The sequence below is a fragment of the Rhizobacter sp. Root1221 genome, assembly GCF_001425785.1.
Classification (GTDB): Bacteria; Pseudomonadota; Gammaproteobacteria; order Burkholderiales; family Burkholderiaceae_C; genus Rhizobacter.
Genome location: NZ_LMDI01000001.1, coordinates 413,769 through 432,914, shown reverse-complemented (window position 1 = coordinate 432,914; position 19,146 = coordinate 413,769). Strand labels below are relative to the sequence as shown.

Annotated in this window: 15 protein-coding genes and 1 tRNA gene; 6 read left to right on the top strand and 10 right to left on the bottom strand. The window is 67.3% G+C overall.

Going from position 1 to position 19,146, the window contains the following annotated elements; all coding sequences use genetic code 11:
- Positions 1 to 60 precede the first annotated feature (60 nt).
- The 6 genes from ASC87_RS32380 to ASC87_RS01740 all read left to right on the top strand — a co-directional run bounded on the left by ASC87_RS32380 (position 61) and on the right by ASC87_RS01740 (position 7,458).
- Entirely contained in the window at positions 61 to 468 is a 408-nt protein-coding gene (locus tag ASC87_RS32380) for a response regulator (protein ID WP_162255117.1), read from the top strand.
- Between the two features lie 13 nt (positions 469 to 481).
- Positions 482 to 1,108, top strand: a complete 627-nt coding sequence (locus ASC87_RS01760) for a sigma-70 family RNA polymerase sigma factor (protein ID WP_369820724.1) — start codon at positions 482 to 484, stop codon at positions 1,106 to 1,108.
- On the top strand, positions 1,105 to 2,073 hold the full coding sequence (locus tag ASC87_RS01755; protein ID WP_056655620.1) for a FecR domain-containing protein: 969 nt from the start codon (positions 1,105 to 1,107) through the stop codon (positions 2,071 to 2,073). The genes ASC87_RS01760 and ASC87_RS01755 overlap by 4 nt, the downstream gene beginning before the upstream one ends.
- Positions 2,074 to 2,075: 2 nt before the next feature.
- Complete coding sequence (locus ASC87_RS01750; protein ID WP_056655617.1) at positions 2,076 to 4,421, top strand: TonB-dependent receptor; 2,346 nt, start codon at positions 2,076 to 2,078, stop codon at positions 4,419 to 4,421.
- An 83-nt stretch (positions 4,422 to 4,504) separates the two neighbouring features.
- The gene (locus ASC87_RS01745; protein WP_056655614.1) at positions 4,505 to 6,700 is read left to right on the top strand and encodes a TonB-dependent siderophore receptor; all 2,196 of its coding nucleotides are present in this window, start codon (positions 4,505 to 4,507) and stop codon (positions 6,698 to 6,700) included.
- 23 nt (positions 6,701 to 6,723) lie between these two features.
- On the top strand, positions 6,724 to 7,458 hold the full coding sequence (locus ASC87_RS01740; protein WP_056655611.1) for a DUF4198 domain-containing protein: 735 nt from the start codon (positions 6,724 to 6,726) through the stop codon (positions 7,456 to 7,458).
- Positions 7,459 to 7,510: 52 nt separating this feature from the next.
- Here ASC87_RS01740 and ASC87_RS01735 read toward each other — a convergent pair whose 3' ends face one another.
- From ASC87_RS01735 to thrS, 10 genes are all read right to left on the bottom strand, one after another.
- Entirely contained in the window at positions 7,511 to 10,546 is a 3,036-nt protein-coding gene (locus tag ASC87_RS01735) for a hypothetical protein (RefSeq protein WP_056655608.1), read from the bottom strand.
- Between the two features lie 592 nt (positions 10,547 to 11,138).
- Positions 11,139 to 11,215 (bottom strand) — tRNA-Pro (locus ASC87_RS01730).
- 67 nt (positions 11,216 to 11,282) lie between these two features.
- Entirely contained in the window at positions 11,283 to 11,720 is a 438-nt protein-coding gene (locus ASC87_RS01725) for a MerR family transcriptional regulator (RefSeq protein WP_056655606.1), read from the bottom strand.
- 35 nt (positions 11,721 to 11,755) lie between these two features.
- Positions 11,756 to 12,130 carry an integration host factor subunit alpha gene (locus ASC87_RS01720; RefSeq protein ID WP_056655889.1) on the bottom strand — a complete coding sequence of 125 codons (375 nt, stop codon included), beginning with the start codon at positions 12,128 to 12,130 and terminating at the stop codon, positions 11,756 to 11,758.
- Positions 12,131 to 12,150: 20 nt separating this feature from the next.
- Positions 12,151 to 14,571: a phenylalanine--tRNA ligase subunit beta gene (gene pheT / locus ASC87_RS01715; RefSeq protein ID WP_056655603.1), complete on the bottom strand. Its 2,421-nt coding sequence runs from the start codon at positions 14,569 to 14,571 to the stop codon at positions 12,151 to 12,153.
- Positions 14,572 to 14,599: 28 nt separating this feature from the next.
- Positions 14,600 to 15,643, bottom strand: coding sequence for a phenylalanine--tRNA ligase subunit alpha (gene pheS, locus ASC87_RS01710; RefSeq protein WP_056655600.1), 1,044 nt, complete (start codon positions 15,641 to 15,643; stop codon positions 14,600 to 14,602).
- Positions 15,644 to 15,771: 128 nt separating this feature from the next.
- Positions 15,772 to 16,128: a 50S ribosomal protein L20 gene (rplT, locus tag ASC87_RS01705; RefSeq protein ID WP_056655597.1), complete on the bottom strand. Its 357-nt coding sequence runs from the start codon at positions 16,126 to 16,128 to the stop codon at positions 15,772 to 15,774.
- Positions 16,129 to 16,150: 22 nt separating this feature from the next.
- Positions 16,151 to 16,354: a 50S ribosomal protein L35 gene (rpmI, locus tag ASC87_RS01700; RefSeq protein WP_056655594.1), complete on the bottom strand. Its 204-nt coding sequence runs from the start codon at positions 16,352 to 16,354 to the stop codon at positions 16,151 to 16,153.
- 124 nt (positions 16,355 to 16,478) lie between these two features.
- A complete protein-coding gene (gene infC / locus ASC87_RS01695; RefSeq protein WP_082568294.1) occupies positions 16,479 to 17,027 on the bottom strand; it encodes a translation initiation factor IF-3 in 549 nt (182 codons plus the stop codon).
- Positions 17,028 to 17,099: 72 nt separating this feature from the next.
- A complete protein-coding gene (gene thrS / locus ASC87_RS01690) occupies positions 17,100 to 19,019 on the bottom strand; it encodes a threonine--tRNA ligase (protein ID WP_056655588.1) in 1,920 nt (639 codons plus the stop codon).
- Between the last annotated feature and the right edge of the window lie 127 nt (positions 19,020 to 19,146).

Here is a 19,146-nt window from a genome sequence, read left to right as displayed (position 1 = left end):
TATCAGTGGTGACCGCGCACGGTTCAGCGTTCAAGGCGATCCCTGGAAACAATGGTTGCCATGTCCGCCCTCCTCTTTCCTGGCCCGGTCCTCCTGGTAGGCGAGACCAAGGTACGCCTCCGCAAGCTCGCCGGCTTGCTGATGGATCGAGGTTTTGACGTGGTCGTCGCAGCCGATGCGGCCCCCGATCGGGTTCGCCAGTTGAGCGGCTGGTGCGTGGTTGCCGTTCTCGATGTCGGGGCGAAAACCCGGCAGGCCCTGCCGGCCATCTCACGCCTGCATGCGGCACGGCCGCTGCTGCCCATCGTGGTCCTGTCTCGGGAAGCGTCGCGGAAGCTGCCTGTAGAGGTGTTGCGCGCAGGCCGTGATGCCTGCGTCAACGCCTTGCACGACAGCCAGTATCTGGAGTTGGAGGCACGCCTGCTGGGCCTGCGCAGAAGGGGCGTACTGGGCGATTGGCGGTCGTAGCGAATATGGGCGGGTGGCGCAACTCTTCACGTACACTGATGCCATTAATTCTCATTCACTCTTCGCCGACGGTTCGTCGGCCCTCGAGTGCCGCGCCGTGCCCGTCGCTTCCTCCCCTTTCCCCGCGCCAACCCCGGACTGGGCGCCAAACCTGGCCCGGCTTTATGGTGACCATCACCTCTGGCTGCTCGGCTGGCTGCGCCGCAAGCTCGGCTGCACGCACCAGGCGGCCGACCTGGCGCAGGACACCTTCCTGCGGCTCATCCACGCCCGGCTTCGCGGCGCCGCCAATGCGGCCGAGCTGCACGAGCCACGCGCCTTCCTGGCCACCGTGGCCAACCGGCTGGTGGCGAACCACTTCCGCCGCCTGTCGCTGGAGCAGGCCTGGGCTGAAGCCTTGGCAACGCTGCCCGAGGCCAGCTGGCCATCGCCCGAGCAACAGGCCGTCGCGCGACAGGCGCTGCATCTCATCGATGCCGCGCTCGCCACCCTGTCCGAACGCGCCAGGCAGGCCTTCCTGCTGTCGCAGTTCGACGGGCTGACCTATGGGCAGATAGCCGTCGAGCTGTCGGTCACCGAGCGCAGCGTCAAGCGCTACATGGCCCAGGCCTTCGAGGCGTGCATCCTCGCGACCGAGTGAGCGCCGCGCCGCTTCTCCCCACGGACCCGAAAGCCCCGCTCGACCGCGCCGCCGTGCGCGCCGCGGCGGCGTGGCTCGCGCGCCTGCATGCCGGTGACGCGAGCGCGGACGATCTCGCCGCCTGCGAGTGCTGGCGCAAGGCCTCGCCCGAGCACGAGCGCGCCTGGCAGCGCGCCATGCAAGTGCACCAGGACATCGGCCGGTTGCCGCCCGCCGTGGCCCGCCAGGTGCTCGCCCGGCCGAAGCCCGCGCGCCGCCGAGCGCTGCGCGGACTCGGTGCACTGGCCCTGGCGGCGCCCGCCGGCTACATGGCCTGGACGGGCTGGGGCCACACCCTGGCGGCGGATCACCACACCGCCGTGGGCGAACGGCGTGACCTCGAGCTGCCCGACGGCACGAGGCTGCACCTCGACACCGACACCGCGCTCGACGTGGCCTACACGCAGGCGCAGCGCCGCGTCACGCTGCGCCACGGCGAGGTGCTGGTCGAGACCGCAGCGGATGCCGCCCGCCCCTTCCTGCTCGGCACGGCCTGGGGCGACTTGCGGGCACTCGGCACGCGCTTCCTGGTGCTGTCCGGACACGAACGCGCCCGCCTCGCCGTGTTCGAAGGCGCGGTCGCCGCTCGCCTGTCGCACGGCGCTGCGCAAACGGTGGCCGCGGGCTTGGCCGTGGACTTCGACGGCGAGACCTTCAGCCCGCTTCGACAGGCCGACCCGCACGCCGCCAGTTGGACGCGTGGCCTGTTGGTCGCTCAGGAGCAGCGCCTGGACGACTTCCTGCTCGCACTTGGCCGGTACCGGCGCGGGGTGCTGCACTGCGACCCGTCCGTGGCCCACCTGCGGGTGAGCGGGGCCTTCCAGCTCGACCGCAGCGAAGAGGTCCTCGACGCACTGCCGGCCACGCTGCCGGTGCGCGTGGTCTGGCGCACGCGCTGGTGGGCCAGCGTGCTGCCCCAGGCCTGAACATGCGCCGCAGCGTCCTGCTCGCGCTGGCGCTCTCCGCGTGCTTGCCTCTGCCCGCAATTGCCGCGGACCTGGATTTCGATCTGCCCGCCGGCCCCATGACCGACCAACTGCCGGCCCTCGCCGCGCAGGCGGGCATCACGGTGCAGGCAGACGCCGCGCTGCTGCGGGGCCTGCGAAGTGGTGGCGTCACCGGCCGCCTGTCGGCGCACCAGGCTCTCTCGCGGTGGCTGGAAGGCACAGGCCTGGCCGCCACGCAACCCAGCCCCGGGCTGTTCGTGTTGATCCGCGCGCAGGCTCTGCCGCCGAACGCTGCGCCCGCAGGCCCTGCATCCGCGGCGGAGGGCGGTCCGGCCCTGCCTGTCGTGCGCGTGGTGGCCACGCGCGACGAAACGCCTCTGGCCGCGGGCGCCGCCGCCCGCAGCGGCGCTGCCGCACTGGACACGCCGCAGGCCCTGACGACGGTCGACCGCGCGCTGATCGACTCCGTCGGCGCGCTGCGCCTCAACGACGTGCTTGAACACGTTCCCGGCGTATCCCGGCAGAACGACTTCGGCGGCACCTGGGACAACATCGCGCTGCGCGGTTTTGCCGGCCACGAGGACACAGGCATGAGCCTGCTGCGCAACGGCATGGCCGGCAACCGCGGCTATAACGCGCCGCGCGACAGCGCCAACGTCGAGCGCTTCGAATTCCTGCGCGGCCCCATGGGGGCGCTGTACGGCGCGTCTGAACCGGGGGGCACCCTCAACGTCGTGACCCGGCAGGCGCCCCTTCCGGGCGAGGCACTGCCCGCACGATCGATCGAGGCACGCGCAGGAAGCTGGGACGCCAAGCGCCTGGCGCTGGACCTCGGCGGCCGGCTCGATGACGCCACGGCGCTGCGCCTGAACGCCGCAGCGGAGGACAACGGCAGCTTCCGCGACCACGTGCGCACGCGCCGCGAGCTGCTCGCCCCGGCGCTGGCGTGGCAGCCCGTGGTGGGCACCACGCTGCGCTACGACGGCGAGTGGCTGCGCCAGCGCGCGCCACTGGACCGGGGCGTGGTGGCGGTGGGCGGCCAGCTGGGCAAGGTGCCGATCAGCCGCTTCTACGGCGAGCCCGACGACGGCGACATCACGCTCGTGAACCAGACACACCAATTGCGGTTGACGCAGCGCCTGCCCGACGGCTGGTCGATCAACGCGGGCCTGATGGCGCGCCGCGGCACGATGAACGGCGACAGCACCTATGGCCACGCCTACGGTGCCGGGCTGGAGTCGCTGGACCGCGATGGCTGGCTGTGGCGGCAACGCCGCCGGCGCGACTTCGCGTCCAGCGACCAGGCCGTGCAAGTCGACCTGCTGGGCACGCTGCGCACCGGCGGGCTCGCGCACCGGATGCTGTTCGGCGTGGAGGGGTTTCGCTTCAGCCTGGCGCAGCGCATGCAGCGCACACCCTCGGCGCAATGGGCGGACTACGGCATCGACGTGTTCCAGCCGGTCTACCACGGCAGCCCGCTGCCCGAGCCGCAGGACTTCCTGTCCACCACCGAGCGCCAGCGCGGGCTGGCTTGGTACCTGCAGGACGAACTGGCGCTGGCGCCCGAGTGGCGGCTCTTGATCGGGCTGCGCCAGGACCGCTTCGAACAGCGGGTGCATGACCGCCTGGCCGACCTGACCCACGCGCAGACCGTGCAGGCCGCCACACCTCGCCTAGGCCTGACCTGGCGGCCCGCCGCGGGCTGGGCGGCCTACGCCAGCTACGGCGCCTCGTTCCGGCCCAACGTGGGCGTGGACGTGACCGGGCAGGCCTTCGAGCCCGAACGCGGCAGCGCACGCGAAGCCGGCCTGAAGTGGCAGCCCCCTGACGGGCGCTTCGCGGCCGCACTGGCGGCGTTCGACATCGTCAAGCGCCAGGTGCTGGTCACCGACCCGCAGCACCCCGACTTCAGCATCGCCGCCGCACGCGCGCACAGCCGCGGGCTCGAGGCCGAGCTGCAGGGCGAGATCGCGCCCGGCTGGCGCAGCGTGGCCGCGGCAGCCTGGCTGCAACGCGCGCTGCCGCAGTTTCCGCGGATCAGCGGCAGCCTCCTGCTGCTGCACGACCAGCCCCTGGGCGGCGGCCAGCTGACACTCGGCGGCGGGGTCACCCACATGGGCCCGCGGACCGGCGACTCGGGGACGCCGCAACTGCCCTCCTACACCACGGCGCGGCTGACCACGCAATGGCAGCAGTCGGGGTTTCACCTGTCGTTGCAGCTCGACAACCTGTTCAACCGCACCTGGTACGCCAGCGCCTACAACAACGCCTGGGTCTCGCCTGGTGCGCCGCGGCGCTTCAGCCTGGCGGCGCGGCAGGAATTTTGAAGCGCGCTGTCACCTTTCGCAGGTCTCGCGTGTCCTCCCATCGAACAACGGCGCACCACTGCGCCGTCGATGGAGAACCCCACATGCACCCCACCCGCACCTACCCACCACGCCTTCGCCGCGCGCGCCCTGCTATCGCGAGCGCCAGCCTGGCCGCGCTGCTCGAACTCGCCGCCTCGGCCGCCTGGGCTGCCGAGGCGACGCCTGCCACGGACAAGCCCAGCGCCGAAACCACCCTGCCCGCGGTGCAGGTGGTCGGCCGCCGCCAGTCCGGCGAGTACAACGGCCGCGAATCCGACGGCGCCACCAAGACCGACACCCCCGTGATCGAAGTACCTCAGGCGGTGCGCGTAGTCACGCGACAGCTGGTGGACGACCTGGGCGCGCAGCGTGTCGACGACGTGCTGGACTACGTGGCCGGCGTCTCGCGCCAGAACAACTTCGGCGGCACCTGGGACAACATCGCGCTGCGCGGCTTCGCCGGCCACGAAGACCGCACGATGAGCCTGCTGCGCAACGGCATGCCCAGCAATCGCGGCTTCAATGCGCCGCGCGATACCGCCAACCTCGAGCGCATCGAGTTCCTCAAGGGCACGATGGGTGCGCTGTACGGCAGCAGCGAGCCCGGCGGCACGGTCAACCTGGTGACCAAGCAGCCGCGCTTCACCGCCGGCCACTCGGTGGAGGCCTACTACGGCAGCCACGACTACAAGCGCCTCGCGCTCGACAGCACCGGCCCGTTGAACGGCAGCACGGACGAACCGGCCACGCTGGCCTACCGGCTGAACGTCTCGGCCGAGGACAAGGACAGCTTCCGCGACCACGTCCACAGCCGCCGCACGCTGGTGGCACCGTCGCTCGCCTGGCGCCTGGGCGCCGACACCCGGCTGCGCTACGACGGCGAATGGCTGCGCCAGGAAGCGCCGCTCGACCGTGGCGTACCGGTGATCAACGGCCAGCTGGGCACCGTGCCGAACTCGCGCTTCTATGGCGAGCCCGGCGACGGTGACATCACGATCGACAACCAGACCCACCAGCTCTTCCTCGACCATGCGCTCAGCCCCGACTGGGAGCTGCGCGCCGGGCTGCAGCACAAACGCGGCACGCTGGCCGGCCGCGCCACCGAGACGCACCAGTACGGCCCGGGCACCCTCGGCTGCGCCACCTCGATGGACACGCGCGACTGGATGTGCCGCCGCGTGCGCGACCGCGATTTCGCGTCACAGGAAACCTCGCTCCAGCTCGAAGCCTACGGCCGGCTGCAGACCGGTCCGATCAAGCACGACCTGTTGATCGGTGCCGAGGCCGCGCGCTTCGAGCAGGACCGCACGCTGCTGGACCATGCTGGCGGCCTGCGCGACGCCGTGGGCATCTCGGTCTCGAACCCGGTGTACGGCCAGATCGCCGTGCCCGCCCTCAGCCCGCAGCTCACCGACTGGAACGGCACGCTGAAGGACCGCCAGCAGGCCCTCTACGTGCAAGACCAGCTCGCCTGGGGCGACTGGCGGCTGCTCGCCGGGCTGCGCCACGACCGTGCCGAGAGCCGCTACACCAGCCGCATCGACGGCTCCACCGCCGAGCAGGACCCCAGCGCCACCTCGCCGCGCCTGGGCCTGACCTGGCTGCTGCAGCCGCACCTGTCGGTGTACGCCAGCGTCGGCCGCTCGTTCCGCGCCCAGACCGAGCTGGACGCCAGCGGCCGCATGTTCGAGCCGCAGATCGGCACGGCGAAGGAGCTGGGCCTGAAGTGGGAGTCGGCCGACGGCCGCCTGGGCGGCACGGCGGCGCTGTTCGACATCGCCAAGCGCCATGTGCCGCAGTACGACCCGAACACCGACACCTATGCCGAGCTGGACCGCGTGCGCAACAAGGGCCTGGAGCTCGAACTGACCGGCCAGGTCGCCCCTGGCTGGCGCGTCGCACTGGCCTATGCCTACCTCGACGCCGACCCGAGCCTGACGCAGTTCGCGCGCCACACCGGCAGCGCCTTCGTCGTGCACGAACACAGCCTGGCCGACGGCGGACTGCTGGGCCTGGGCGGCGGCGTCACGCACGTCGGCGCCCGTTCCGGCGAGGATCCTTTCGCCGCGCCGCCGCAGCTGCCGGCCTACACCGTCGCCAAGCTCACTGCCTACTGGCGTGTGAACACCAAGATGCGCATCTCGCTCGACGTCGACAACCTGTTCGACAAGACCTACTACACCAGCGCCTACAACCGTGTCTGGGTCATGCCAGGCAGCCCGCGCCACGTGACGCTGGGCGCGCAGTACAAGTTCTGAAACCGCTCCAAGGAGAAGCATCCATGCGAATCGTTCCCATCGTCGTGGCCGCCGCCACGCTCGCGCTGCACGCGCTTCCAGCCCAAGCCCACGGCATCTGGTTCGCGCAGCGCGCCGACCGGCTCGCACTCATCTACGGCGACGGCGCCGAGGACCTGGACGTGGTCAAGCGGCTGCCCAAGATCAGTTCGATCGGCGGCGTCGGTGCCGACGGCCTGCCGGTGGCCGTGACGCTGGAGCCCGAAGGCAAGCTGCCCTTCGTGAACCTGGCGAACAAGCCCGCCATCGTCACCGCAACGATGAACAACGGCCTGTGGTCCAAGGCGCTGGACGGGCAGTGGCACGGCAAGGGCAAGGACGAAGTTCCCGGTGCCACCATCAGCGGCCGCTACCTGAAGTACGCCACGCACCTCGTCAGCCTGCCGGCCGGCGCGTTGCGGCCCGTACCGGGCCTCGCGTTGCAGATCGTTCCCGTCGGGGCGAAGTTCCCACACCAGAAGGGCGAGCCGCTGAGCGTTCAGGTGCTGTTCGACGGCAAGCCGCTGCCCGGCGCCAAGGTGTCGCAAGACCTGGTGACCGACCCTGACGCTGCGCCCTTGGTGGCCGACCGTGAAGGCCGCGTCACGCTGCCGGTGCGCAACCAGGGGCTCAACGTGGTGAAGGCCGAGCACGAGTCCGCGCCGTTGGACGTGGGCAAAGCGAACATGACGCATCACTTCGCCACGCTGAGCTTCATCCTCGAGCACGCGCCGGAGTAGGCCGCCACGGCCGGGAGGAGGACGCGGCCGTTGAGTAGCCCCACAGCGGTTCTCAGCGCCGCTTCGCGGGCGGAGGCGCCGAGTCCGGCTTGGTCGGTTCGCCCGGGCGGTCTGCTTGGGCGGCCGTCTGTGATGTATCGCGTTTGCCGAGCACGGTGCGCGCCTTGCGCACAGACCAGGACGACAGGGCTGGTGTCGACGTTGTTTCCTGGGGGGCCTCTTCTGCCGCCTCGGAGTCGCCGTCGGTGCTGTCCGTGTTGTAGGCGATCGTCAACTCCCCTTGGCGCGTCACGGTAGCGTAGGCGCCGATGGATGCGTTGCGATTCTCCTCGGCGATGGCAATGACGTCATACCCCTCTCCGCTCGATCGTGACATCCAGAAGGGGCCTCGGCGGGCCGTGTCCGGCAGGGAAAAATCCTTCGCGCAGATGCCGCACGGGCGCATGGTGCCCGCAATCCGGTTGCGATCTAGGCTTCCTTCACCGTATTGGCCCTCGAAGGCCCGCTTGATCCGCCGCTCCGCGTGCAACTCGATGCGGCGCCCGCTCGTGCTGCTGCGATACACCTCGATCGGTACCCGGAACCTGCCGTTGAACATCGCATCGAGCAGCTCTCGCGCCTGCGCGGGGCGGGCCGATTCGTCGTTCAGCATCTTGCGGAGGTTCGATGTGTGCCGCGCTCGCCGGCTCGCATGCGGATTGCCGGAGAACGCCTGCAAGTTGCGGGTCAGCATGCCCTGCGACAGGAACTCCTCGATGGCTGCGTTGCTGGTGGTGTCGTTCGAGGAAACCCAGATTTCGCCGCGTTTTGGGTCCCAGTAGGCCTGGACCTCCGCAGCCCGCGAGAAGGTGCCCTTCAGCACCGTCGACAGCCACCGCAAGGACTGCTTCTGCCTTTCGGCGCGATACGAGCGGGGCGCGACGACGAGATCCGCACTGTTGGCGTAGATGCGTTCAATGCGTCGGGATTTCACGGGCCTCGCGCCTTGGGCGAGCGCCGCCTCATCGGGCGGCGGCTCCCTCACGATGAAAACCTTCCCCGGCATGATGCCCTGCGCCGGCATGAGTTCCTCGACCATGGCGCCGGTGCGGACCTGCGGGTCGATGCGGTTCAGCAAGTTTTCCAGGAGCGGCTGCAAGTCGGGCGAGAATGCCTGCAGGTCACGGGCGATCGCCGCTGCCTCGCGCAGCGTGCCGCCGGGGCCGACGAGCTTGTCGAGCAAGGCTGGCATCTCGGGCCATGTGTTCACGAGCTGCGCGGCATCAGCGGCCAGCAGCGTGGGGTCGCGCCGCATCTGCGCGACGGCGATCCGCACCGGGTACAGCCGTTCTTCGAGTTCCCTCAGGAATCGCTGCGCTTCGTTGTCCGGAGCAGGAAGGCCGGCGGCCCGCTCCACATGTCCGAGCGCCTTCAGCGCGGCTTGAAGCCCAGCCCAGTGTTCGAGGTAGTCCGGAAGGGCGCGCAGCGTGTAGTTGCCGGCCTTCATGAACGTCGCGTGATCGTCAGCGAAGTGTCGCGCCACCGCTTCTGGATTGCAGTTCACCATGTGTGCCAGCCTGGTCGTGTTGGCGCCCGGATGCGCGAGGCGGGCCTGCAACACTTTCACCATCTGCTCGGCCGTGAGTTCCCCCGGCAGGGTCTTCGCGCTTTCCGGTTGACCGAGCAGGGTGAACAAGCCATAGAGATCCTCGCGTTCGTCAAAGTAGCCTCTCAAGTTGATCAGGGCGCTGGCCGCGCGCAGCAGCGAACCGTCGTAGTTGATCCAGTTCCGCAACTCCCGGTCCGGAATGCCGGTCACCTCGGCCACGCCGGCAAGCAGTTCCTTCGATTGCGCCCTGTTGAGCACCGCGAGCTCCAGCACCTGGGTGAGCTGATGGGCATCCTTCAACTTCGGGGGGCTCGTGGCCGGCTGGGGAGCGATGGGCGGCGCAGGTTCCGTGGGTGCCGCAGCGCTTGCCTTGCGCTGGCCCTTCGCGAGGTCGCTGACCATGCTCGCCTGGACCGCGGCCAGTGTCATGCCCTCACTGAGCACGCGCAGCGAGGCGAGGCCGCGTGTGTCCGTCCGGCGCAGCAGGACGATCGGCTTCCGGCTGCCATCGGGCGTGACCTCGTGCTTCCAGATGTCGTTGCCGGCATCGACGACCTCACTCTCGTCGTCGTCCATGCACAGCGCATCCAGATGCTTCACGAACGCGCCGGCGGCGGGAACGCGCTCGTGCTTCCGGCGCCGGTCTTCGCGGAAGGCTTCGAACTGCGTGTTCAGGTGTTCCTTGAGGGGATTCCAAAAGTTGGCCGGAGTCCGCGGGCCCGTTCCTTCCTCCCTGGTCCTCCTGGCGACCGACCTGACAGCCCCTCGCTCGACGTCATTGATCAACCACGGCAGGCGCTCCTTCTGCGCAGGCACCATGCGAAGTTCGGCGAGACTGCCGTCGTCCGTCAGCCGTCGCAGCACGTCGATCGTGTCCTTCATGCCGGGAACCCGAAGCACGAATCGTTGGACGCTCGGGCTTTTGATCTGCACTGAGCGAGCGTCCGGCCCATTCGTGAGCGCCTGTAGATACTCGAGGACGCGGAAATCGGGAAGGAGTTCGTTGCCCGGCTGCCCGCGCCACACGTCGAGGACGGAGCGGAATGCCTCGTCCTCCCCCAGCTTCTCCAACTTCTGCCACAGCTGGCGAACGGGCCGCCACTGGCCTCCCTCTTCCCGCCAGTTGCCACTCTCGTCCCTGGCGTTGCGGTCACTCTTGCGGAACTTCGCGCTCCTGATCATGACGCCCAACACCTGGGCCAACGCGTCGGCGCTGTCGCTCTTGGCCAACCGCACATCGCCGATGGCGCCGTCTGCTTCTTTCCATGTCAGCACATGGATGGCCGGGAGACGGGCATCGAGTTGGACGACGAAGCGCGTGACGTTGGGAACGTCCGTGGCGGACGGCTGCGAACAAGGCTTCCCGGTGGCGTCGAGCAACGCCTGAAGCAGGTCCGGTCCGTTCTTTTTCTGGCCGAACACGTTCTTGTATTCCGTGAACAACCCGGCATGCTCGTCCTTGAGTTGATTCCAGATTCTGTCCAACCGCTTGCGGAACAATTGCCGGGCCCTCTTCTCCTCGGCGCTCGATGGGGCCGTGGCGGAGGAGGTTCCCGGCAACAGGGTTGGCGCTTGCGCCGGGGCCCGCAACGGAAGCCGGCTCCTTGGGGCCAGCTGGCCGGCAACGGAGGTCAGTGGGCGCGAAGACAACTCTGACAACCCTGCGTCCGCATGGGCCTGTGGGGGGCGAGCCCGTTTCGAAGCGGTGAGGTCGGACGGGCCGGCGTCACCCGCGGCGTTCGACAGCCGGGAACGGCGATCCTTCACGTGCATGGCAGACAGGTGTTTCAGAGTACTTGTCCGCCACCATAGGCCACCGCATGCAGTGGCCTCCCACGCCTGTGCGAAGCTCGGGCCGGCCCTGCGAAATGAGGACGGCAACCAGTGAGATGCGGCACTGGAACTGGATTGCTGCCGAATTGCAGCGCACGCTGACTGAGCCGCATGTGTGTACCGCGCGCGGCAACGACTGGGCGCAGGGATTCATGCGAGCTACTTCGAGTCACACCGACGCGGGTACGAGCGACTTCTTAGCCCACCCCAAAAGTCAAAAGGGTCAGCTTCTTTTGGAAGCTGACCCTATGATTTTCTATGGTCGGGACGGCGGGATTCGAACTCGCGACCCCTTGCACCCCATGCAAGTGCGCTACCAGGCTGCGCTACGCCCCGACTGAGCCCACTAGTATATCCGGAAACTTGGTGAGTGCGACCAACTCATTGAGGATTTTGATGGGAATCAAAGCGAGAGCAACGAGCGGATCGAGAGCAGCTCGCTGCGCACCTGGTCGAGGGTGAGCTCGGTCGTTGGCAAGTCGGGCAACGGTGCTGCGTCTTCGATCGCATCGGGACCGAACGACGAGGCATCGACGTCTTCGGGTTCGTCATGCGGTTCCTCGGCCGGCGCGGCGCCGCGGGCATGGACCAGTTCGGTGAGGCGGTTGCGGGCCCCGCTGATGGTGAAACCCTGCTCATACAGCAGCTCGCGGATTCGCCGGATGAGCAGCACCTCGTGGTGCTGGTAATAACGGCGGTTGCCCCGGCGCTTCATGGGCTTGAGCTGCGTGAACTCCTGCTCCCAGTAGCGGAGCACGTACGGCTTCACGCCGCACAAATCGCTCACTTCACCAATGGTGAAGTAGCGTTTGGCAGGAATGGCGGGAAGCGCTTTCTCCATTGAAATCAATGAGATCGAGGCCGAAAGCTAAGACTTTACTCGAAGTCCTCCCCGACGGGGATGTCACCTTGCACAACGCCCTTGAGTTTGTGACTTGCGTGGAAAGTTACAACATTTCGTGCCTTGATCGGTATGGATTCCCCGGTTCGGGGGTTGCGCCCGGGTCGAGGGGCCTTGCGACGAATGTTGAAATTACCGAACCCCGACATCTTGACGTCGTCGCCCTTCACGAGCGTGCCGTGGATGATGTCGAAGAAAGCCTCGACCATGTCCTTCGACTCGCGCTTGTTCAGCCCGAGCCGCTCGAACAGCAGCTCGGCCAGTTCGGCCTTGGTCAGCGTGGGCGTCTCGAGCGTGGGCAACATCACCCGCTCAGGCGGAGGTTGATCGGGGGGCAGATCGGGAGGCATCGTGGTCATGGTTCGCTCACTCATCCGCGCAGGCGCGCGCCCAACCGGGTCTTCAAGGCATCGAGCACCGCCGCCACCACCACGTCGATGCGCTCGTCGGTGAGGGTGGTGGTGTCGTCCAGCAATTCGAGGCGCACGGCCAGGCTGCGTTCGCCTGCTGCCATGTCGGCCGATGCGGCCGTGGGCTTGTAGATGTCGAAGAGGCGCGCGGATTTCACCAACGCGCGGTCGGCCGACAGGATGGTGTCGATCAACGCGCTGTGGGTGACTTGCTCGCCTGCGATGACCGCGATGTCGCGCCACGCCGATTGTTGACGCTGCACCGGCACGGCCTGGGGCACTTCGCGTTGCGTCAGCAGGTTGGCATCGAGCTCGAACAACACCGGCGCACCGGGCAGTTCGTAGCCCTGGCGCCACCGCGGGTGCAGTTCACCCACGAAACCGGCCTCCTGGCCGTCGATGACGATGCGCGCGGACCGGCCCGGGTGCAGCGCCGGGTGCTCGGCCGCCTCGAACGTGGCGACGCGTGGCGCGAGCAGCGCCTCGATGTCGCCCTTCACGTCGAAGAAATCGACCGTGCGATCCTTGTGGGTCCACTGCGTGGTGTCGGCCGGGCCATAGGCCAGGCCCGCCACACGCAGCGGCTGCGAAATGCCGGCCACGGTGGTCAAGGTGGCCGCCACCGACGCATCACGGCGGAACACACGCCCCACCTCGAACAGCCGCACGCGCGAGGCCTTGCGCGCGAGGTTGAAGCGCAGCACCGAGACGAGGCTGCCGAACAGCGTGGACCGCATCACCGAGAGCGGGCTGGCGATGGGGTTCAGCACACGGATCGGGTCGAGGTTGCCGGCGAGTTCGTGCTCGGTGCGCTCCTCGACGAAGCTGAAGTTGATGGTCTCGAAGTAGTCGCGGCCGGCCAGTGCATGGCGCACCGCATGCACGCTGCGGCGGGTTTCCGTGAGCGCGCGCGCGGTGACGGGCGCATTCGGCGGGGTATCGGGCAGCTTGTCGAAGCCGATGACCCGCACCACTTCCTCGATGAGGTCTTCCTCGATCTGGATGTCGAAGCGCCAGGTGGGCGGCGTGACGGCCAGCACACCCGGGGCGGTCTCGATCGCCTGCAGGCCGAGCCGCGCGAACACGTCGGCGCACTGCGCCTGCGTGACGGGCATGCCGATCACCTTGGACGCGCGGGCCACCCGCAGCACCACCGGTTTGGCAGAAGGCACATTGACGGCCTGGTCGTCCACCGGACACGCTTCACCGCCGCAGATGTCGAGGATCAGTTGCGTGACACGCTCGACGCTGGCGACGGTGCGTGCCGGGTCGACGCCGCGTTCGTAGCGGTGGCTGGCGTCGGTACTGAAGTTGTACTTGCGGGCGCGGCCGGCCACGGACGCCGGCCACCAGAACGCGGCCTCGACATACACGTTGCGCGTGTCGTCGGACACCGACGTGGCGTCACCGCCCATGATGCCGGCCAGTGACTCCACCGCACGGTCGTCGGCGATCACGCCCGTCTTCGGGTCGAGTCCGACGGTGTTGCCGTTGAGCAGTTTCAACGACTCGTCCGCACGGCCCCAGCGCACCTCGAGGCCGCCATGGATCTTGTCGAGGTCGAAGATGTGCGAGGGCTGGCCCGCCTCGAACATCACGTAGTTCGAGATGTCGACAAGCGCGGTGACCGACCGTTGGCCGCAACGGGCGAGGCGGTCCACCATCCACGCGGGGGTCTTGGCCTTCGTGTCGACGTTCTTGACGATGCGGCCCGAGAACCGGCCGCACAGGTCGCCGGCGCGCACCTGCACCGGCAGGCGATCGTCCTGGGACACCGGCACCCGCGGCGTGGGCGGCACGGTGAGTGGCGCACCCGTCAGGGCCGACAGCTCGCGGGCAATGCCGAACACGCTCAGGCAGTGGCCGAGGTTCGGCGTGAGCTTGAGCGTGAACAGCGTGTCGTCCAGGCGCAGGTGGTCGCGGATGGAATTGCCCACGAGGGCGTCGTCGCCGAGGATCAGCAGGCCCGACGACTCATCGGACAGCTTGAGCTCCTTGGCCGAACAGAGCATGCCCTGGCTTTCCACACCACGCAGCTTGCCGAGCTTGATCTCGAAAGGTGCGCCGCCCTCCTCCGCCGGCGGCAGCTTCGCCCCGACCATCGCGCAAGGCACCTTGATGCCGGGGGCCACGTTCGCGGCGCCACACACGATGCTGAGCACCGTCTCCGGGCCCACCTTGACCTGGCAGACGTTCAGCCGGTCGGCGTTCGGGTGGCGCACGACCTCGAGCACCTCGCCCACCACCACGTTCGAGAACGGCGGCGCGACGGGGCGGAGTTCCTCCACCTCCATGCCAGCCATCGTGAGCGTGTCGGCCAGCGCCTGGGTGGACAGCGGGGGGTTGCAGAATTCGCGCAACCAGGATTCGGGAAATTGCATCTCTGGGGTCCTGTCTCTACCGTCTTGCTTACTTGAACTGCGACAGGAAACGCAGGTCGCCGTCGAAGAATCCGCGCAGGTCGTTGACGCCGTAGCGCAGCATGGTCAGGCGGTCGAGGCCCATGCCGAAGGCAAAGCCGATGTGGCGTTCGGGGTCCAGCCCGTAGTTGCGCACGACGTTCGGATGCACCTGACCCGACCCGCCCACCTCGAGCCAGCGGCCCTTGAGCGGCCCGCTCGCAAACGCGATGTCGACTTCGGCCGACGGTTCGGTGAACGGGAAGAACGACGGACGGAACCGCAACTGCAGGTCGTCCGTCTCGAAGAAGGTGCGGAAGAAATCGGCGAACACCGATTTCAGGTCCTTGAAGCTGACGTTCTCGCCGATCCACAGGCCTTCGCACTGGTGGAACATGGGCGAGTGGGTGGCGTCGCTGTCGACGCGGAACGTGCGGCCCGGCGCGATGACGCGGATCTCGGGCATGGGGGTGACGCCGGCATACTTCGCGGCGTGGGCGCGCGCGTGGCGCACCTGCATGGGCGACGTGTGGGGGCGCAGGTTGAGCCAGGCGCCCGACTCGTCCTTCATGTCCACGTAGAACGTGTCCTGCATGGAACGCGCCGGGTGGTTCTCGGGGTTGTTCAGTGCGGTGAAGCTGTACCAGTCGGTCTCGATCTCGGGGCCGTCGGCCACGTCGAAACCCATGGAACCGAAGATGGCCTCGATGCGCTCCATGGTGCGCGAGATGGGGTGGACGCCCCCGGTGCCACGCTGGCGGCCCGGCAGGCTCACGTCGAGCGACTCGGCCTTCAACTGGGCATCCAGCTCGGCATCGGCGAGCGCCTGGCGGCGTGCGTTGAGCGCGGCCTCGACCTGCTGCTTGGCCGCGTTGATCAGCGCGCCACGCGACTTCTTCTCTTCCGGAGAGAGGGCCCCGAGCGCCTTCAGCTGCTCGGTCAACCGCCCCGACTTGCCGAGGTATTTCGCCTTGGCGTTCTCCAGATCGGCCGGTGCCGGGCTTTGCGCAAAGTCTGCCTGCGCGTCTTGCACCAATTGATCGAGGTCGTTCATCAGTTGTTCAAGGCAGAAAATAAAAAAGGCCGAACCAGAGGGTCGGCCTTGAGGGCTTGGCACCCGCCTGGAATGGTCACCGGGCGGGGTTTGCCGCGGTGCCGGGTTGCCCCGGCACCTGTACGACATCAAGCGAGCTGGGCCTTCACCTTCTCGACGATGCTGCCAAAAGCGGCAGGATCGTTCACGGCCATGTCGGCGAGGACCTTGCGGTCGATCTCGATCGAAGCCTTCTTCAGGCCAGCCATGAACTTGCTGTAGGTGAGTCCGAGGCCACGGCTCGCCGCGTTGATACGGGCGATCCACAGTTGACGGAACACACGCTTCTTCGTGCGGCGGTCACGGTAGGCGTATTGCCCAGCGCGCATGACTGCTTGCTTGGCAATGCGGAACACGTTCTTGCGGCGGCCACGGTAACCCTTGGCGAGTGCGAGAACTTTCTTGTGACGAGCACGGGCGGTTACACCACGTTTGACGCGAGGCATGGGGTATCTCCTTCAGAAGCGATTAAAGGCCAGCGAAGGGCAGCATTTGCTTCATGTGCCCCATGTTGGTCTCATGCACGTTGACAGCGCCACGCAGGTGGCGTTTGTTCTTCGTGGTCTTCTTGGTCAGGATGTGGCGCTTGAACGCCTGGCCCCGCTTGACGGTGCCCCCCGGACGCACGCGAAACCGTTTGGCCGCGCTTTTCTTGGTCTTCATTTTGGGCATGACTGCTCCTTTTAGATTGCACCTGCAGGCGCCGGCAAAGGGACTTGCCGTCTTGTTGGCCTGCAGCCGCTTCTTGCGACACCCCAGTGACCGACCGGGGCATCGAACACACTCTGTGGTCTGACTATCGCTTCTTCGGGCCGAGCACCATGATCATCTGGCGCCCTTCGAGCTTCGGCATGTTCTCGACGACGGCGCAATCGGCCAGCTCGTCGCGAATGCGCTCCAGGAGGCGCATGCCGATGTCCTGGTGGGTGATTTCACGGCCGCGGTAGCGGAGCGTGACCTTGCCCTTGTCGCCGTCTTCCTCGATGAAGCGACGCAGGTTGCGCATCTTGATCTGGTAGTCGCCTTCGTCCGTGCCCGGGCGGAACTTGACTTCCTTGATTTCGATGACTTTCTGCTTCGACTTCGCTTCGGCAGCGCGCTTCTGCTCCTGGTACTTGAACTTGCCGTAGTCCATCAGGCGGCAGACCGGGGGGTCCGCCGTGGCGGCGATTTCAACCAGGTCGACGTCGAGGTCACCCGCCATGCGCAAAGCTTCTTGCGTGCTGACGATGCCCAGGGGTTCGTTCTCGACACCGTTGAGTCGAACCTCGGGCGCCATGATTTCACGGTTCAGGCGATGCTTGCGCTCCACGTTGGGGGCACGGCGGTCGGCAAAAGTAGCGATAGTTCTGGTCCTTCAGCGAGCCCCCAAGGCAATGGGGCCCAAAAATAGTGTTCACGCGCCCCGGGAACTCGTTCAGACCCGTTGGGCGATGTCACTGGCGATCTTCTCGGTGAAGTCGGTCAGGGGCATCACACCGAGGTCTTGGTTGCCTCGGGCGCGCACCGCAACAGCCCCGTTTGCCTTTTCCTTGTCGCCAACGACGAGGAGAAACGGGACCTTCTGCATGGAATGCTCGCGGATTTTATAGTTAATTTTCTCGTTGCGCAAATCAACCGAGACCCTAACTCCTTGTTTTTGCAGCGTTTTCGCGATCTCCCGGGCGTAGTCGGCCTGCGCGTCGGTGATGTTCATGACCACAACCTGCTTCGGGGCAAGCCACGCGGGCAGCGCGCCGGCGTGTTGTTCGATCAGGATCCCGATGAAACGCTCGAGGCTGCCCACGATGGCGCGGTGCAGCATCAGGGGCGTGCGGCGCTCGCCCGCTTCGTCCACGTATTCGGCGCCCAGGCGCTCCGGCATGTTCGGATCCACCTGGATGGTGCCGCACTGCCACTGGCGGCCCAGGGCGTCCTTCAGGGTGTATTCGATCTTCGGGCCGTAGAAGGCGCCCTCGCCCACCGCGATCTGGAACTCGCAGCCGGAGCGGCGCAGGCTCTCCATGAGCGCGAACTCGGCCTTGTCCCACGCCTCGTCGGTGCCGATGCGGGCCTCGGGGCGCGTGGCCACCTTGTAGATGATGTCGGTGAAGCCGAAGTCCTTGTAGACCTTCTGCAGCAGCGTGGTGAAGTCGGCGCATTCCTGGAGGATCTGCGCCTCGGTGCAGAAGACGTGGCCGTCGTCCTGCGTGAAACCGCGCACGCGCATGATGCCGTGCAGGCCGCCGGTGGGTTCGTTGCGGTGGCATTGGCCGAACTCGCCGAACCGCAGCGGCAGGTCGCGGTAGCTCTTGATGCCCTGCTTGTAGATCAGGATGTGGCCCGGGCAGTTCATCGGCTTCAGCGCGTAGTCGCGCTTTTCCGATTCCGTCGTGAACATGTTCTCGCGGTACTTGCCCCAGTGGCCCGTCTTCTCCCACAGCGACTGGTCGAGCAGTTGCGGACCCTTGACCTCCTGGTAGCCGTTGTCGCGGTACACGGCGCGCATGTACTGCTCCACCTGCTGCCACACGGCCCAGCCGTTCGGGTGCCAGAACACCACGCCGGGCGCGTGTTCGTCGATGTGGAACAGGTCGAGCTCGCGGCCCAGCTTGCGGTGGTCGCGCTTTTCCGCCTCTTCGAGCATCAGCAGGTACTTGGCCAGGTCGTCCTTCGTGGTCCAGGCCGTGCCGTAGATGCGCTGGAGCATCTCGTTGCGGTGGTCGCCGCGCCAGTAGGCCCCGGCCACCTTCATCAGCTTGAAGTGCTTGAGCTTGCCGGTGCTGGGCACGTGCGGGCCGCGGCACAGGTCCTCGAACTGGCCTTCGCGGTACAGCGACACGTCCTCGTTCACCGGGATGCTGGCGATGATCTCGGCCTTGTAGGCCTCGCCGAGGCCCTTGAAGTATTCGACGGCCTCGTCGCGCGGCAGCACGCGGCGCTCGACCCGCTCGTCCTTCTTGGCGAGTTCGGTCATCTTGGCTTCGATGGCCCCCAGGTCTTCGGGCGTGAACGGCCGCTTGTACGAGAAGTCGTAGTAGAAGCCGTTTTCGATGACCGGACCGATGGTGACCTGGGCCTCAGGGAACAGCGCCTTGACCGCATAGGCCAGCAAGTGGGCCGTCGAGTGGCGGATCACCTCGAGGCCTTCGGGGTCCTTCTCGGTGATGATGGCCAGCTGCGTGTCCTGCTCGATGCGGTAGCTGGTGTCCACCAGGCGGGCGGCATCGCCCTGCCCCACGCGCCCGGCCAGCGCGGCCTTGGCGAGGCCGGTGCCGATGGACGCAGCCACCTCGGCCACCGTCACGGGGTTGTCGAACTGACGCTTGGAACCGTCGGGCAATTGAACGGAAATCATGGGGAAAGCTCCGGAAAACAAAAAAGCGCGGGGGTGAGCCGCGCTTTCGAGAACAAACGAGAAAAGACGAACGAGCCGCGGCCGACTAAACGAGTACCTCGCCAGTGGGAGTTCGCGGTGTCATAAC